Below are 15,866 nucleotides of genomic sequence, written 5' to 3' on the forward strand. Positions count from 1 at the left end.
CATTCTAGTGTTAGCCACAATATTGCCTCTAGTCGCAGTACTTTTTTGATTATATTTGAGCAATACGAATTTATTTATAACTGATGATGGCTAATGCAAGACCAATTTTTAGATTTTTAGATTATAAGAAAGCCAAAGCATTTTATATTGACTGGCTTGGTTTCACCATAAATTGGGAGAACAAATCGGACATCTTCCCGTTTTATTTACAAATTTCACTACACGGCATTGTTAATCAGTTAACCGAGCATCATGGAGGTTGTTCTCCCGGCGCAAGAATTCATATTGACGGCTTCAATAATCTTACAGCATATCACAAAAAATTACTTGCTAAAAAATACCTGTTTAAGAGACCTCGTTTAGACAAAATTTCCTGGATTACCAATGTGATTTGCATGGAAGCGATAGGTCCATTCGGTAACCGATTGACATTTACAGAAGAAGTTTAAACCATTAAAAAAATAAAATGACACAATATAATACCCTTAAAATACCCCTTTATTTAGTGACTGTTTTATTGCTTACATATAATAGTTACTCGCAACAAAACATTTCAAAAATTGCATTTGGTTCGTGTTCGAACCAAAGTAACCCCCTACCTATTTTTGATGTAGTGGTCAAACACCAACCGGATTTATTTGTATTCCTGGGCGATAACATTTACGGTGACACAGACAATATGAATACACTGAAAACCAAATACGATCGGTTGGCTGCTAAACCTAGTTTTCGAAATTTAAAAATTAATGTCCCTATCATTGCTACTTGGGACGATCACGATTTTGGACAAAATGATATAGGCAGGCATTATTCCAAAAAAGAAGAATCAAAAGAACTATTCTTGAATTTTTTTGAAGAGCCTGCAGATTCCGAAAGACGAAAACACAAGGGAATATATACATCCTATATGTATGAAACCAAAGGCAAAAAAGTACAGATTATCTTGTTAGACAATCGAACTTTTAGAGATAATTACAAGAAATACAACGGCGAAGTTACTGAAGATAAACGATATTTCTATTCTTTGGATTATGCACCTTTACAAAACCCTGACTCCACATATTTAGGTGCAGCGCAATGGAAATGGCTTGAAACTGAATTACAAAAACCCGCTGATCTGCGATTGATTGGTTCAGGATCGCAATTTGGAATTGAATACAACGGCTATGAAGGCTGGGCTAACTTTCCGCTAGAGCAAAAACGATTCTTAAACCTTATCAAGAAAACAAAAGCTAACGGTGTTTTATTTTTAACCGGAGACGTGCATTATGGAGAAATATCTAAACTTACAGAACCCGGACTCTATCCAATTTATGACTTTACCTCTAGCGGACTTTCCTCTACCTGGCATTTTGCAACGCCCAATACAAACAGAATTGAAGGTCCGATAATGGAAAACCATTTTGGCTTGTTGACGATTGATTGGAAAAAGAAAATCCCGAAAATAAAAATGGAAATTTGGGATATCAACGACAATCAACGTGTGGAATACACGATTGGACTGGATGAAATTAGTTTTAAAAGATAATTTTTTTGTGAAAAAATAGTACCATACTTAAAAGAAAATATGATGTTTTGAGGCTTAATTTATCAAAGTTAAGCTTGAAAATTTAGATTTAATCATACCAAAATAAGTACTCTAATAAATTGGAGAAAATCGTAAATACTATCAATAAATTTTTGAGTTAAATTTGATAATACAAACAATAAATCCGAATTAAAATAAGGCAGTCTCTTTTTATTAAAAATAGAATAAAGACGAATTTGTGTAACTTTGATTCTACTCCGATAAGTAATTAAATAATAAACCCAAATATTAAGTACTATTTTTATCTAAAAAACTACAAAACACGTATTGCTTTTACAAATCTACGGGTATAACCTGGCTTTTTTAGATTAGTAATAATCACTTTCATTTCACGTCCTGAAGACGAGTGGATAAAATCACTGTCCATCCCATTAGGATTTGATACGATACCAATATGTCCAATAACATTTCTGGTCGGACTCAAAAACAACAGAAGATCCCCTTTTTTGACATTAGCAATAGGTATTTCTTTACCAAAATTCTTAAATTCTGAAGAGCTTCGGGGAACCTGAATTTTAAAATGATTGAAAACAAAGTAAACAAATCCGGAACAATCAAAACCATTCTTACTACATCCGGCTGCAACATAAGGGGTTCCTAATAAACCCATCCCAAAATTCACAATTTTTTCACCCAAGGAAATATTAGTTTCGATTGGATATATCAATTCATTTTTAATAACAATTTCATTCTTCTGAAGTAAAAACGTATCAGTACGCGATGAACCGTAAGCCACACTACAAAAAACAAGTGCTAATAAACCCATGTTTCGTATAAATCGTACTCTATATTTCTTTTTAGAGGTCATGTTAAAAAAATTAAATTAGCACACTTTATGTTTAAGTAACGGGGATAGTTGTAGTCCAAAATTAAATAAAATGCCATCTAACCTAAATTTAAAAAATCCAACTAAATACATAGTTTGAAGTGAAAGCAAACAATAAATCCCAGATGTGCAACTATATACAATAAACATACCAACAATCCCATAGTACAAAAATCATTACCGTAATCAAAACAGTAAACAGGGAAAATAATCCCACAAAAAAAGCCCCAATCCGGGGCTTTTCATATTTTATTCTTCTACTTCGTCTGTTCCATGCGATTTGGAATAGCCTCTCCATTTCTCGATACAATCCTGTAAATCCTGTGGTAGTTCTGTATCAAAACGCATTAACTCTCCGGTTGTAGGATGTACAAAACCTAATGTTTTAGCGTGTAAAGCCTGTCTTGGCAGAGCTTTGAAACAATTGTCTATAAATTGTTTGTATTTCGTAAACGTTGTTCCTTTCAAAATCAAATGACCACCATAACGTTCATCATTGAACAGAGGATGACCTATGTGTTTTAAATGTGCACGAATCTGGTGTGTCCGCCCGGTTTCCAGTTGGCACGAAATTAATGTCACATATCCAAAACGTTCCAACACTTTATAATGCGTAACGGCAGGTTTTCCTATTTCCGGATCAGCAAAAACCGCCATTTGCATGCGATCTTTTAGGTGTCGCGCTAAGTTTCCTTCAATCGTTCCTTGCTCTTCTGCTACATTTCCCCAGACTAAAGCAACATATTCTCTTTCTGAAGTTTTGGCTTCAAATTGCTTGGCAAGATGCGTCATGGCTGCTTCCGTTTTGGCAATCACCAATAAACCCGAAGTATCCTTATCAATTCGATGAACCAATCCGGGACGTTCACTGCTGTTCATTGGCAAATTATCAAAATGATATGCTAAAGCATGCACTAAAGTTCCGGTATAATTCCCGTGACCGGGATGTACCACCATTCCTGGCAATTTGTTTATTAACAGTAACGTATCGTCTTCGTACACAACATCAAGCGGAATATTCTCCGGAATAATATGATTTTCATAAGGAGGATGTGTAAGCATCACACGAACCACATCATTGGCTTTTACCTTATAATTAGACTTTACCGTGGTATCATTTACAAAAATATTACCTTCGGTAGCGGCGGTTTGTATTTTATTTCGGGTCGCGTTTTGAATTAAACCCATTAGGTATTTATCTATTCGCAACGACGCTTGACCTTTAGGAACTTCAAATCTAAAATGTTCAAATAACTCGTCTTCTAAATCTATTGTATCTATATTATTGCTCATCAACTGGTATTTCTTCTTCTATTGGAGCTGCAAGCGTATCTGCAGCATTTTCCTCTTCTTCGTAACTCATTTTTCCGTCTCCTAAAACCAAATCAATTTTAGATGATTTCAAGACCCTGTCTCCTACTTTCAAATTTCTTCCTTTGTAACGCATTTCCAGCACCATATCCTTTCCAAGATTTGGAACATACGTTACAGCTCCTTCCTCAAGCCCTAATGCTTTCAATGTAGGTACGGCTTCACGATATGTTTTGTTCACTAAATCTGGAATTCGTACCGATGAAAATCCCGATGTATTTATTTTTATGTATATTTTTCTTCCTACTTTTACCTTAGTACCTGGTGTGGGATCTTGCTCTACCACACTAAATTGCGGGAAATCGCTTCTATAATCCACGCTATCCAAAAGCACGTAATCTAAATCCAACTCATCCAGCTTTTCTTCTACTTGCTCTTCCGTTAATTTACTCAAATTTGGAACAGCAATTTCATGACCATGATCTGTTGTAAAAGTCAACCAATGCATAAACAAATAACCCAAAACGGCAATAATGGCAATCGCAATTAATACTTGTATTAAAAACACACGACTGGTAAGATACTTTCGTAAACTCATAAATTTATTTTTATATGTGGCAAAGATAAAGCTATTTCGTTTCAAAAAAAATGATAATTTTGTTTAATGCTTTTTGGAGCTATTTCCCGCTATTCGTTGCACTCTTTTAATCCGCCAAAAAGGCTGATAAAAAGGATTTTCACTACTATCGGGGCTAGAATCTAGTGCTAAAAACACTTGGTTATTTATTCGAACAACTAAGAACAAAACGATACAAAATGAAAAACATTGCCATCATCATGGGCGGATATTCCAGCGAATATAAAATCTCCCTTATCAGCGGAAATGTCGTATACCAATATCTGGACAAAACGAAATACAACGGTTTCCGAATCCATATATTCAAGGAGAAATGGGTCTACGTTGATGCAAATGACATTGAATTCCCTATCGATAAAAATGATTTTTCAGTAACAGTTGAAGGGAACAAAATCTCTTTCGATTGCGTTTTTAATGCTATTCACGGAACTCCCGGCGAAGACGGATTGATGCAGGCGTATTTCGAATTATTGCACATTCCGCAAACTTCCTGCGATTATTACCAAGCGGCTTTAACGTTCAACAAACGCGATTTATTGTCGGTTTTAAAACCATACGGTATAAAAACCGCCACTTCTTATTACTTGAACAAAGGCGATGCTATCAATACGGATGAAATTGTTGCTAAAGTTGGTCTGCCTTGTTTTGTAAAACCCAATAAAGCAGGTTCCAGTTTTGGAATTTCAAAAGTAAAAACCACCGCTGAATTGCCTATCGCCATAGAAGTAGCGTACAAAGAAGACAACGAAATCATCATTGAAAGTTTTCTGGACGGGACTGAAGTTTCTGTAGGAGTCATCAATTACAAGGGAAAAATAACCGTTTTGCCCATCACCGAAATTGTTTCAGATAATGATTTCTTCGATTATGAAGCTAAATATTTGGGCAAATCACAAGAAATCACTCCGGCAAGAATCTCAGATGAAATGACTCAAAAAGTCAGCGAAATAGCCAAACGCGCTTACGAAATTCTTAAAATGAAAGGTTTCTCCCGTAGCGAATTTATTCTCGTAAATGATGAACCACACATGCTGGAAATGAACACCATTCCGGGATTAACAACGGAAAGTTTGATTCCGCAACAAGCCAAAGCCGCCGGCATTTCATTGGAAGATTTATTTACCAATGCAATAGAATTGGCTTTAAATAACTAACGCTCCATTATGATAGAAATCTTTGACTGGAACCGATTACTATACAATGATTTACCAGAATCCTTTCTTTTAGAAGTCATTTTCCGATCCACTGTAATGTTTACAGTTCTACTATTGACATTAAAAGTAGCTGGAAAACGGGGCGTGAAGCAATTATCTGTTTTTGAAACAGTCATCATTATTGCTCTGGGATCTGCAGCGGGAGATCCCATGTTTTATGAAGAAGTTGGGATAATTCCACCCATAACCGTATTTTTGGTTATTATCCTTTTGTACCGGTTAGTAACTTGGCTCACCGGAAAAAGCAAACGCTTTGAAGAGTTTATAGAGGGCAAAACGGAATGCATCATCAATGAAGGCAAATTTTCGATTGCTACTTTTAAAAAAGAAAGTTTAGCGCAAGACGAATTTTTTTCGGAACTCCGATTGAAATCGGTTGAACACTTAGGACAAGTAAAAAATGCTTTTATGGAAACCAGTGGCGAAATCAGTGTTTTTTATTATGAAAACCATGAAGTACTTCCAGGATTACCCATTTTGCCTTTTTTATTTGAATTAAAAAGTCAAACAATCCCAACTAAAGGAATATATTCCTGCACATTTTGTGGAAATACGGAAAGCCACCAACCAGGAAATGCGGAATGCAGGGTTTGTGAAAAATCCGAATGGGTCGCAGCAATAAAAACACACCGAAAAACTTAATTTAGTTCCTACATAAAGTCATTCGATTTAATTATATCTTATAAAATGAGAAAAGCTATATTTCCGGGTTCATTTGACCCAATCACTTTAGGACATGAAGACATCATCAAAAGAAGCCTGCCGCTATTTGATGAAATTGTAATTGCCATTGGAATCAATGCTGAAAAAAAATACATGTTTTCTCTCGAAGACAGAAAACAATTTATCGAGGAAACCTTCAAAAACGAACCCAAAGTTTCAGTGATTACGTATGAAGGTTTAACCACCGAACTTTGTAAAAAATTAAAAGCAAATTTCATATTACGTGGGTTGCGAAATCCCGCCGATTTTGAGTTTGAGAAAGCCATCGCACACACCAACAGGCGTTTGTCAAAAATAGAAACCGTGTTTTTATTAACCGCGGCAAAAACTTCCTATATCAGTTCCAGCATTGTGAGAGATGTCATTCGCAATGGTGGCCAATACGAAATGTTGGTTCCTGATGCCGTCCGAGTAAAATAATTTTAAAGTGATTTTGTCAAGTCGAGCGCGGTCGAGACGTATCATTTAGTCTCGACTGCGCTCGACTTGACAAATAAACAGCAACAATATAAATTTGTGAAAAGTGCTGTTAAGCCGTACTTTTACCTAAAGTAAAAGCCATCAAACATGAGTGTAGAAAGAGAATTAAGCAAACGAAGTGGATCTAAATGTGAACTTTGTGGTGCAACCGAAAACCTAAAAGTATATCAAGTATTGCCAGCCAAAAAAGGGGAACTTGACGAAAACATCATGGCATGCAGTACTTGCCTCGAACAAATAGAAAATCCAGCCCATGTAGATTTAAATCATTGGAGGTGTTTGAATGACAGCATGTGGAGTGAACATACAGCGGTACAAGTTGTGGCGTGGAGAATGCTAAGCCGCTTACGTGCTGCTGGTTGGCCTCAGGAATTATTAGATCAAATGTATTTAGACGAAGACGCTTTGGCTTGGGCACAAGCAACTGGTGAAGGTGAGGAAGAGGAGAACAAAATCATTCACCGTGACAGCAACGGAGTGATTCTAGAAATTGGAGATTCTGTCGTTTTAATAAAAGATTTGAAAGTAAAAGGATCTAGTATGGTTGCCAAACAAGGAACCGCAGTACGTAATATCAGATTGGATCATGAAAATGCAGAATACATTGAAGGCAAAGTTGACGGTCAGACTATCGTTATTATTACTCAATACGTGAAAAAAATATAGTGATCAGTGCCTGAGTTGATAAAAAGTTAAGTGGTCAGAAAAAAGTGTAATCAGAGACTTCTTTAAAGCAAAAAATCGTTAACAGTAAATCAAATTTACTAATAACGATTTTTTATTGTTAAACTATTTTTTTACTACTCACTAAAAGCTGAACATTGAGCACTTTTTTAAACTGAACACTAAAAAACTACTCTTCCTCTTTCTTAATTACTTTTCGCGCCACTTCGATTTTAAATTTCTTTCCTTTCATTTTTTCATCTTTAATGGCATGAAGTAAATCTTTCACTTTGTTGAATTTCACGGCAGCAAATGAGATAAAATCTTTTACTTCGATTAATCCTAAATCGCCTTTTTCTAATTTCCCTTTTTGGGAAAAGAACCCTACGATATCAATTTTATTCAGTTTATTTTTCTTCCCGCCACTGATGTAAATGGTTTGGAATTCAGGTGGTTTTGGCAATGAAGTTGAATTTTCGATTTTTAGAGCTTCCATACTGTAATCGATATAATCCATTTTCTTCTCGCTTTCATGAGCAATGATGTAAGCTGTTCCAGAGGCTAGCATACGTGCAGTACGTCCGTTTCTATGGGTAAATTCGTCTTCCTTGGATGGTAAATGATAATGAATTACGTGATTCATTTCGGGAATGTCAAGTCCACGAGCAGCTAAATCGGTTGTAATCAAATAACTCACACTGCCATTTCTAAACTGGATTAGCGCGCGTTCTCTTTCATCCTGATCCATTCCGCCATGATAATAGGTAGCATAAATTCCTTTTTCATTCAACACATCACTAATGCGCTCTGCAGCATCCCGATGGTTGCAAAAAACAATAGCCGACTGTGATTTCAAAGAGCAAATCAAATTAAATAAACTCCCAATTTTATCTTTTTCTTTAGAAACAACCATTCGCATCGAAAGGTTCGTTTCTGCAACATTTTCTGGAATAAAGTCCAAAATCGTTGGATTTACGACTCTCGTGTATCTAGGAATCTCAATATCAGAAGTGGCCGAAACCAAAACACGTTTGTTCAGTTTAGTCAGTTTTCCAATGATAAAAGACATTTGCTCATGAAAACCCAATTGTAAGGATTTATCAAATTCATCCAAAACCAATGTTTGAATTTTATCTACACGAAAAGTGCCTCTGTCGATATGATCCGCAATTCTTCCCGGAGTTCCTATTAAAACAGCTGGTGGATTACTTAAGTTCTTGATTTCGGTATCAATGGAATGTCCGCCATAGCACACATTTACTTTATAATCAGTTCCCATTTTCTTCCAAACCTGCTCAATTTGCAATCCTAACTCTCGTGACGGAACCAAGATTAAACATTGAACCGATAAAATTTCTGGCTGTAACATTTCTAAAATGGGCAACAAAAAAGCCAAAGTTTTCCCGGAACCTGTTGGCGAAAGCAATAAAATATTATTGTCATTCAGGATCGTATCTTGTGCAACTTCTTGCATTTCGTTCAGGCTTTCGATGCCTAAATTCAAAAGTATATTGTTGGAATGGTGTTTCTTATTCATTTTGCAAAGGTAATTTTTAATTCTGAGTTATGAATTTTGAATTATAAATTTTCAATTATTAAGTTGGATGCTTCGTTTTCTTAGTATCATTTCTCAACCTATCAAAAAAAAGCTACATTTGAAATTCAATCTAAAAACCGAAATATGAAATTTTTCAGATTCTTTTTTTTTCTACTCTCGATCAGTTCATTTGCCCAAAAAAACAATAAATACGATACTTTTTTTGAAAAAGGAAATGGAAATCAATCTGCTAGCTATCCAGAAACGATAGCATATTACAAACTCCTGGACAGTGATTTCTCTACAATTGAAATGCAAAAAATGGGCTTAACAGATAGCGGTGAACCGCTGCACATGATTGTTTACAATCCTGAAAAGCAATTTGATTTTGAAATCATCAAAAAAACCAAAGCGGTCATTCTGCTCAATAACGGCATTCACGCCGGGGAACCGGACGGAATTGATGCCAGTATGCAATTGTTCCGAGACTTGGCTTTGGGTAGAATAAAAGCGCCTAAAAACACCGTCATTGTGTGTATTCCAATATATAATATAGGAGGCGCTTTAAACAGAAACTCTACTTCAAGAGCCAATCAGGACGGACCGGAAATTTATGGCTTTCGAGGCAATGCGAGAAACTACGATTTGAATCGGGATTTTATCAAATCAGATACCCGAAACACAAAAAGTTTTGTGGAAATATTTCATAAAATAAATGCCGATGTTTTTATTGATAATCATGTTAGCAATGGCGCAGATTATCAATACAAATTGACCTACATTATGACTCAGCACAACAAATTAGGAACGATTTTAGGAGATTTTTTAAATACTGAAATGATGCCTACTTTAGTTAAGGATTTACAAACAAAAAATATCGAAACCACACCTTATGTTAATGCCTTTCAGGATACACCTGACAAAGGATTTGGACAATTTTTTGAAAGCCCACGATTTGCAACAGGCTACACTTCATTATTTAATACCATTGGTTTTGTCGTGGAAACACACATGCTAAAAAAATATGCCGATCGTGTGAAAGTAACCTATGAATATATGCGCTCTGCAATAGATTTCACCGACACTAATTTTAAAAAAATCAAACTCTTGCGATTGAAAAACGAAGAGCAATATAAACCCAAGAAATCGTACCCTATAAAATGGGAAATTGATAGCACCAAAACAATTCCTTTTTCTTTTTTAGGCTATGAAGCCAGTTATAAAAAAAGTGACGTGACATCCGGAAATCGCTTGTTTTATGACCGTACAAAACCATTCAAAAAAGACATTCCGTACAGCAAAGAATTCAAATCAGTAAAAGAAATAATTATTCCAGAAGCATATATCATTCCCAAAGGATTTTGGCCGGTAATTGAATTATTAAAGAGCAATACAATCACGTATACGCAACTAAAAAAGGATACTATAATTGAAGTAGAAAGCTATAGAATTGCGGATTTTAAAACTGTAAATTCAGCCTATGAAGGACATTATTTACATCGAAACACAACGGTGACTACTAAAATGGAAAAAGTAGCTTTCGCCAAAGGAGATTACGTTATTCCCACACAGCAAAAGGGAATCAAATATTTACTGGAAACACTAGAACCCGAAGCAATAGATTCCTTTTTTAACTGGAATTTTTTCGACACAATGTTACAACAAAAAGAAGGGTATTCAGATTATGTTTTTGAAGATTCCGCCACACAAATTTTGGAAGAAAATCCAAAATTAAAAGCCGAATTTGATTTAAAAAAACAAAGTGATGTGAATTTCATTAATAATCCTGAAGCACAACTAGACTGGATTTACAAACATTCTATCTTTTATGAAAAAGCACATTTGCAATATCCAGTCTATCGCATTCTAAAATAAAAAAAACTCCTATTTTAGGAGTTTTTCTTCTTCAAATAATAATTTTATGTTTTCGTAAGAGTTTTTTAGTGCTTCTGTAATTTGTTCCGGATTCATCCAGGCGACTTTCTCAATACCTTCTTCTAGTTGCCCTTGTGGTGTGCCTTCAAAATCAGACTGCATTTCAAACCAATGGGTGATTTTAAGTTTGTATTTCCCATTACGTCTAAAAACATGGTACGTTTTTTGAAGTTTGTGCGAGATTGACAAGCCGTTTACACCCGTTTCTTCCTCTACTTCGCGCATGGCAGTATCCTGAATTTCTTCTCCTTTTTCGATTCCGCCTTTGGGTAAATCCCATTTTCCGTTTCTAAAAATGAAAAGCACTTCGCCTTTTTTATTGTAGACCAATCCGCCTCCAGCTTTAGATACTGGGATTTTAGCCTTTAAAGTCTTCATAATCAAGCTTTCGTCTGGATGATATAAATAGGCTTTATTAATTTTATTTTGAAAGATTTTTACTATAAGTTGCTCTATGTCAATACTTTCTAATAAAAAAAGCTGAAAATCCGTCTCTTTAGAGATGTGATTTGTCAAAAAAAGTGGTTTGTCGTTAACAAAAACTTTATACATTTGTACTATGATTTTTAATAAAGATACAGCCGAAAAAACAGCCGAATTTCTATTGCAAATAAATGCAATTAAATTGAATCCAAGAAATCCTTTTACATGGGCTTCAGGATGGAAATCACCTATTTATTGTGACAACCGATTAATCCTCTCATTTCCAGCCGTAAGAAATTATGTCCGGGATGAATTTTCTAAAAATATTGAGAAACAATTTGGCAAACCAGATGTTATTGCCGGTGTTGCTACCGGAGCAATAGGAATTGGTATGCTGGTAGCGGAAAGTATGGGATTGCCTTTTGTGTATGTACGTCCAGAACCCAAGAAACACGGAAGACAAAACCAAGTCGAAGGTTTTTTACAAAAAGGACAAAATGTAGTCGTTGTAGAAGATTTGATCAGTACCGGAAACAGTAGTTTGTTAGCTGTTGAAGCTTTGCGCGAAGCCGGAGCAAATGTAAAAGGCATGGCCGCTATCTTTACGTATGGCTTTACTGTGGCGGAAGAAAATTTTAAAAATGTAAATGTAGATTTATTTACATTGAGTAATTATCAAAATTTATTGAATTTAGCCGTTGCTAAACGATACATCACTGAGGAGGAAGAGCAGACTTTAAGAGAATGGAATGTTAGTCCTTCTACATGGACTATTGAAGTTTAACAATTAAATAAAAACAAATAAAATGAACTTAGAAAGTCCTAAAGTTACAGTTCAAAAATCAGCACAAGAATTATTCGATTTATTAAGCGATGTAAAAAATTTCGAAAAATTAATGCCTGAAAACATTGCCAAGTTTGAAGTGATAGGTGACGATGCTTTTATTTTTGGATTAAAAGGAATGCCTGAAATAAAACTAAAAATGAAGGAAAAAGTAGTACCAAGCAAAATTGTATTGGGTGCTGCGAGCGACAAACTTCCGTTTACTTTAATAGCAAACATCGATACAATTTCAGAAAATTCGAGTACTGTAAAACTTGATTTTGAAGGTGATTTTAATCCAATGATGGCAATGATGATAAAAGGGCCAATTGGAAAATTTATTGAAACATTGGCGTTGAATATGAATAAATTATAATTAATTTATATTTTTTTTAAACCCTTTTAGTCCTTACTAGAAGGGTTTTTTATTTGATGTTGTTTTTAAGTTAGAAGTGCTTTTTCTGTATCAATACAACATCTGAATTTCTTTGATGTCAAATTCTAAAACACAATCATCTTCAAGAAGAACTTGGAGTTTTCCAAAAGTAGAAACACCTTGAATAATACCCATATACTTAGTATTATCTGGGGTTGAAAAAGCCATTGGCACTCCTTTTTTAAATAAATTATTCGTGTATGCAGTCTTTAAAACTATTTGATCCCGTTTCCATAACTTTATATTTTTCTCGATAGCGTTACCAATTAAAAAAAGGAGTGTTTCTTTATCAAATTCAGTGTCACAAATGACGGCTAAAGAAGATGCTTTGGGTAAATTTTTAAAATTAGTTTGATTCACATTCAGTCCCAAACCGACAATTGAAGTGATAGTTCCGTCACTTTTAATACTATTTTCTATCAAAATGCCTCCTATTTTTTTATTATATGACATTATGTCGTTAGGCCATTTGATACTAAGACCAGGAATCTTAATTGATTCTAAAGCTTCTAATACAGCAAGAGAAACGGCTATGTTTAAATTGAAAATCTGATTAATATCCGGTAAAAAATCCCTAACCAAAATACTCATTATTAAGTTTTTACTAGCCTCTGAAGCCCAAACCGCACCCATTTGACCTTTCCCGTTTGTTTGAACCTCTGCAGTTGCAACCGTGAAGTTTTCAAGCTCTTGTTTGTTCGATAGCCCTTTTAGGAATTCGTTTGTAGAATCTATGGCATCGAGTTTGATTACTCTCATATACGTTTTTTTGTGAAACAGAATTTAATATTATGTTAAGGTTCAAAAATAATCACAAAAAATGGTAACTTTACAAACTTATATAAAAATAATTCATGGCGAAAAAGACTATAGATAATGACGCTTTATTAGCGAATATCATTAAGGGAATTGAAGAAGTAAAAGGGAATGATATCGATATTCTTGATTTAAGAGAAATAGACACGGCAGTTTGCGACTATTTCATTATTTGCAACGGTAATTCAAATACACAAGTTAACGCCATAGTAAACTCTATCCAAAAAACAGTTTCTAAAGAATTGAAAGACAAGCCTTGGCATGTTGAAGGAACTGATAATGCGGAATGGGTATTGATGGATTATGTGAATATTGTTGTTCACGTGTTTCAAAAACACATTAGAGAATATTATAACATCGAAAGTTTATGGGGCGATGCAAAAATAACAACCATAGAAAACAAATACTAAAGACATATAATCCTAGTAATGGCTAAAGAAAATAATCCAAATCCGAATAAGTTTAAAGTAAGCCCTTGGTTAATTTATGCTGCAATATTATTAATTTTCTTATTTATAAGTTTTATAACAGGTGGTTCAAGTTTAAATGAACCGGGACAATTAACATCTTCTAAATTTAATACTTTTCTAGAAAAAGGTCAAATTGAAAAAGTTATTGTTTACAATAAAACGGAAGCTGAAGTTTTTCTTAACGCTGCCGCTCTTAAAGACGCTGCGCACAAAAAGGTCTCTAAAGATGTTTTTGACAGACCCAATAAAGGACCACATTACACTTTTGATATTGGTAATGATCAAATATTTCAAAACAAATTAGAAAAAGCGGTTTCAGAAGGTAAGCTAAAAGATTTCAATTTCTTACCAAAGAACAATTGGTCTGACATTTTAATTAGTTTATTACCAATCATCATCATTATTGCTGTTTGGATCTTTATAATGAGAAAAATGTCAGGTGGAGGCGCAGGTGGAGGTGGTCAGATTTTCAATATTGGAAAATCAAAAGCAAAACTATTTGATGAAAAAACAGATATAAAAACTACTTTTAAAGATGTAGCAGGTTTAGAAGGAGCAAAAGAGGAAATACAAGAAATTGTTGAATTCCTTAAAAACCCTGAAAAATACACCAATCTGGGTGGTAAAATTCCAAAAGGAGCCTTACTTGTTGGACCTCCGGGAACTGGTAAAACATTATTAGCAAAAGCCGTAGCTGGTGAAGCCCAAGTACCTTTCTTTTCTTTATCAGGTTCTGATTTTGTAGAAATGTTTGTGGGTGTTGGAGCGTCACGTGTTCGTGATTTATTCAAACAAGCCAAAGAAAAATCTCCGGCAATCATATTCATTGATGAGATTGATGCTGTGGGTAGAGCTAGAGGAAAAAGTAATATGTCTGGTGGAAATGATGAACGAGAAAATACTTTAAATCAATTACTGACAGAGATGGACGGTTTTGGTACTAATTCTAACGTAATAGTTTTAGCAGCAACAAACAGAGCTGATGTACTAGACAAGGCTTTGATGCGTGCAGGTCGTTTTGACAGACAAATTTTTGTAGACTTACCAGACATCCGTGAACGTGCTGAAATTTTCAAAGTACACTTAGCCCCTTTGAAAAAAATAGAAGGTTTGGATACTGATTTTTTAGCCAAACAAACCCCTGGTTTTTCTGGGGCTGATATAGCAAATGTTTGTAATGAAGCGGCTTTGATTGCTGCTAGAAATAACAAAACGGCTGTAGATAAACAAGATTTTTTAGACGCTGTTGACAGGATTGTTGGTGGTCTTGAAAAGAAAAATAAAATCGTTACCCCAGATGAAAAGAAAGCTATTGCTATACATGAAGCGGGTCATGCAACTGTAAGTTGGATGTTAGAACATGCTGCGCCATTAATCAAGGTAACTATTGTTCCAAGAGGACAAAGCTTAGGAGCTGCTTGGTATTTACCGGAAGAACGTTTAATTGTTCGTCCAGACCAAATGCTAGACGAAATGTGTGCAACTATGGGCGGAAGAGCCGCTGAAAAAGTAACTTTTAATAGAATTTCGACTGGTGCATTAAGCGATTTAGAAAAAGTAACCAAACAAGCACGAGCAATGGTTACCATTTATGGATTGAATGAAAAAATTGGTAATGTAACATATTATGATTCTACCGGACAAAGTGAATACAATTTATCTAAACCATATTCCGAAGAAACAGCTCGAGTTATTGATGAGGAAATCTCATTACTAATTGAAAGTCAGTACCAAAGAGCTATCCAAATTTTGGAGGAGAATAAAGACAAACTGAATCAACTGGCAAATATTTTAATTGAAAAAGAAGTCATTTTTAAAGATGATTTAGAAGCCATTTTTGGGAAAAGAACTTTTGACAAAAATTTAGAAGAAGTCGTGTCCTAGTAAACATATTAAATATTTAATTATTTTTAAAATCTTAATTCAAAAAGTACTTTTGAATTAAGATTTTTTTATCTTTGAACGTTTTCAAATAATACAATTT

17 protein-coding genes are annotated in these 15,866 nt (G+C 34.7%); 11 read left to right on the plus strand and 6 right to left on the minus strand.

Going from position 1 to position 15,866, the window contains the following annotated elements:
* Positions 1-83 precede the first annotated feature (83 nt).
* Positions 84-449 carry a glyoxalase superfamily protein gene (locus tag ACNQF9_RS09855; protein WP_417990157.1) on the plus strand — a complete coding sequence of 122 codons (366 nt, stop codon included), beginning with the start codon at positions 84-86 and terminating at the stop codon, positions 447-449.
* Between the two features lie 17 nt (positions 450-466).
* The gene (locus tag ACNQF9_RS09860; RefSeq protein ID WP_417990158.1) at positions 467-1,528 is read left to right on the plus strand and encodes an alkaline phosphatase D family protein; all 1,062 of its coding nucleotides are present in this window, start codon (positions 467-469) and stop codon (positions 1,526-1,528) included.
* Between the two features lie 313 nt (positions 1,529-1,841).
* Here ACNQF9_RS09860 and ACNQF9_RS09865 read toward each other — a convergent pair whose 3' ends face one another.
* The 3 genes from ACNQF9_RS09865 to ACNQF9_RS09875 form a co-directional block, all read right to left on the minus strand.
* The gene (locus tag ACNQF9_RS09865) at positions 1,842-2,396 is read right to left on the minus strand and encodes a C40 family peptidase (protein ID WP_417990159.1); all 555 of its coding nucleotides are present in this window, start codon (positions 2,394-2,396) and stop codon (positions 1,842-1,844) included.
* Between the two features lie 267 nt (positions 2,397-2,663).
* Entirely contained in the window at positions 2,664-3,707 is a 1,044-nt protein-coding gene (locus ACNQF9_RS09870) for an RluA family pseudouridine synthase (protein ID WP_417959607.1), read from the minus strand.
* Entirely contained in the window at positions 3,697-4,323 is a 627-nt protein-coding gene (locus ACNQF9_RS09875; RefSeq protein WP_417959606.1) for a PASTA domain-containing protein, read from the minus strand. The genes ACNQF9_RS09870 and ACNQF9_RS09875 overlap by 11 nt, the downstream gene beginning before the upstream one ends.
* A gap of 218 nt (positions 4,324-4,541) precedes the next feature.
* On the opposite strand from ACNQF9_RS09875, the gene ACNQF9_RS09880 reads away from it, so the two are divergent.
* The 4 genes from ACNQF9_RS09880 (at position 4,542) to ACNQF9_RS09895 (ending at position 7,445) form a co-directional block, all read left to right on the plus strand.
* Entirely contained in the window at positions 4,542-5,516 is a 975-nt protein-coding gene (locus tag ACNQF9_RS09880; protein ID WP_417959605.1) for a D-alanine--D-alanine ligase, read from the plus strand.
* 9 nt (positions 5,517-5,525) lie between these two features.
* Complete coding sequence (locus ACNQF9_RS09885; RefSeq protein ID WP_417959604.1) at positions 5,526-6,218, plus strand: DUF421 domain-containing protein; 693 nt, start codon at positions 5,526-5,528, stop codon at positions 6,216-6,218.
* 45 nt (positions 6,219-6,263) lie between these two features.
* Positions 6,264-6,719, plus strand: coding sequence for a pantetheine-phosphate adenylyltransferase (gene coaD / locus ACNQF9_RS09890; protein ID WP_417959603.1), 456 nt, complete (start codon positions 6,264-6,266; stop codon positions 6,717-6,719).
* A gap of 147 nt (positions 6,720-6,866) precedes the next feature.
* Entirely contained in the window at positions 6,867-7,445 is a 579-nt protein-coding gene (locus ACNQF9_RS09895; RefSeq protein ID WP_417959602.1) for a PhnA domain-containing protein, read from the plus strand.
* 187 nt (positions 7,446-7,632) lie between these two features.
* On the opposite strand, the gene ACNQF9_RS09900 is transcribed toward ACNQF9_RS09895, so the two are convergent.
* Entirely contained in the window at positions 7,633-8,979 is a 1,347-nt protein-coding gene (locus ACNQF9_RS09900; RefSeq protein WP_417959601.1) for a DEAD/DEAH box helicase, read from the minus strand.
* Between the two features lie 144 nt (positions 8,980-9,123).
* Here ACNQF9_RS09900 and ACNQF9_RS09905 point away from each other — a divergent pair, with 144 nt between their 5' ends.
* Positions 9,124-10,854, plus strand: coding sequence for a M14 family metallopeptidase (locus tag ACNQF9_RS09905; protein ID WP_417959600.1), 1,731 nt, complete (start codon positions 9,124-9,126; stop codon positions 10,852-10,854).
* Positions 10,855-10,863: 9 nt separating this feature from the next.
* Here the strand turns inward: ACNQF9_RS09905 and ACNQF9_RS09910 are convergent, their stop codons facing one another.
* Entirely contained in the window at positions 10,864-11,466 is a 603-nt protein-coding gene (locus tag ACNQF9_RS09910; RefSeq protein WP_417959599.1) for an NUDIX hydrolase, read from the minus strand.
* Positions 11,467-11,473: 7 nt separating this feature from the next.
* Here ACNQF9_RS09910 and pyrE point away from each other — a divergent pair, with 7 nt between their 5' ends.
* Together pyrE and ACNQF9_RS09920 are read left to right on the plus strand one after the other, a co-directional pair.
* The gene (gene pyrE / locus ACNQF9_RS09915) at positions 11,474-12,121 is read left to right on the plus strand and encodes an orotate phosphoribosyltransferase (protein WP_417959598.1); all 648 of its coding nucleotides are present in this window, start codon (positions 11,474-11,476) and stop codon (positions 12,119-12,121) included.
* Between the two features lie 22 nt (positions 12,122-12,143).
* A complete protein-coding gene (locus ACNQF9_RS09920) occupies positions 12,144-12,536 on the plus strand; it encodes an SRPBCC family protein (protein WP_417959596.1) in 393 nt (130 codons plus the stop codon).
* Positions 12,537-12,626: 90 nt separating this feature from the next.
* On the opposite strand, the gene ACNQF9_RS09925 is transcribed toward ACNQF9_RS09920, so the two are convergent.
* Complete coding sequence (locus ACNQF9_RS09925) at positions 12,627-13,355, minus strand: biotin--[acetyl-CoA-carboxylase] ligase (RefSeq protein WP_417959594.1); 729 nt, start codon at positions 13,353-13,355, stop codon at positions 12,627-12,629.
* Positions 13,356-13,450: 95 nt separating this feature from the next.
* Between ACNQF9_RS09925 and rsfS the strand changes: the two genes are divergently transcribed.
* Both rsfS and ftsH read left to right on the plus strand, forming a co-directional pair.
* Positions 13,451-13,822: a ribosome silencing factor gene (gene rsfS, locus ACNQF9_RS09930; RefSeq protein WP_417959593.1), complete on the plus strand. Its 372-nt coding sequence runs from the start codon at positions 13,451-13,453 to the stop codon at positions 13,820-13,822.
* 18 nt (positions 13,823-13,840) lie between these two features.
* Complete coding sequence (gene ftsH / locus ACNQF9_RS09935; protein ID WP_417959592.1) at positions 13,841-15,766, plus strand: ATP-dependent zinc metalloprotease FtsH; 1,926 nt, start codon at positions 13,841-13,843, stop codon at positions 15,764-15,766.
* Positions 15,767-15,866: the final 100 nt, after the last annotated feature.

This window comes from Flavobacterium amylolyticum, assembly GCF_048284335.1.
Classification (GTDB): domain Bacteria; phylum Bacteroidota; class Bacteroidia; order Flavobacteriales; family Flavobacteriaceae; genus Flavobacterium.

Coding starts and splice junctions, on each gene's coding strand:
- ACNQF9_RS09855 (WP_417990157.1), top strand. CDS start 84: ATGATGGCTAATGCAAGACCAATTTTTAGATTTTTAGATTATAAGAAA.
- ACNQF9_RS09860 (WP_417990158.1), top strand. CDS start 467: ATGACACAATATAATACCCTTAAAATACCCCTTTATTTAGTGACTGTT.
- ACNQF9_RS09865 (WP_417990159.1), bottom strand. CDS start 2,396: ATGACCTCTAAAAAGAAATATAGAGTACGATTTATACGAAACATGGGT.
- ACNQF9_RS09870 (WP_417959607.1), bottom strand. CDS start 3,707: ATGAGCAATAATATAGATACAATAGATTTAGAAGACGAGTTATTTGAA.
- ACNQF9_RS09875 (WP_417959606.1), bottom strand. CDS start 4,323: ATGAGTTTACGAAAGTATCTTACCAGTCGTGTGTTTTTAATACAAGTA.
- ACNQF9_RS09880 (WP_417959605.1), top strand. CDS start 4,542: ATGAAAAACATTGCCATCATCATGGGCGGATATTCCAGCGAATATAAA.
- ACNQF9_RS09885 (WP_417959604.1), top strand. CDS start 5,526: ATGATAGAAATCTTTGACTGGAACCGATTACTATACAATGATTTACCA.
- coaD (WP_417959603.1), top strand. CDS start 6,264: ATGAGAAAAGCTATATTTCCGGGTTCATTTGACCCAATCACTTTAGGA.
- ACNQF9_RS09895 (WP_417959602.1), top strand. CDS start 6,867: ATGAGTGTAGAAAGAGAATTAAGCAAACGAAGTGGATCTAAATGTGAA.
- ACNQF9_RS09900 (WP_417959601.1), bottom strand. CDS start 8,979: ATGAATAAGAAACACCATTCCAACAATATACTTTTGAATTTAGGCATC.
- ACNQF9_RS09905 (WP_417959600.1), top strand. CDS start 9,124: ATGAAATTTTTCAGATTCTTTTTTTTTCTACTCTCGATCAGTTCATTT.
- ACNQF9_RS09910 (WP_417959599.1), bottom strand. CDS start 11,466: ATGTATAAAGTTTTTGTTAACGACAAACCACTTTTTTTGACAAATCAC.
- pyrE (WP_417959598.1), top strand. CDS start 11,474: ATGATTTTTAATAAAGATACAGCCGAAAAAACAGCCGAATTTCTATTG.
- ACNQF9_RS09920 (WP_417959596.1), top strand. CDS start 12,144: ATGAACTTAGAAAGTCCTAAAGTTACAGTTCAAAAATCAGCACAAGAA.
- ACNQF9_RS09925 (WP_417959594.1), bottom strand. CDS start 13,355: ATGAGAGTAATCAAACTCGATGCCATAGATTCTACAAACGAATTCCTA.
- rsfS (WP_417959593.1), top strand. CDS start 13,451: ATGGCGAAAAAGACTATAGATAATGACGCTTTATTAGCGAATATCATT.
- ftsH (WP_417959592.1), top strand. CDS start 13,841: ATGGCTAAAGAAAATAATCCAAATCCGAATAAGTTTAAAGTAAGCCCT.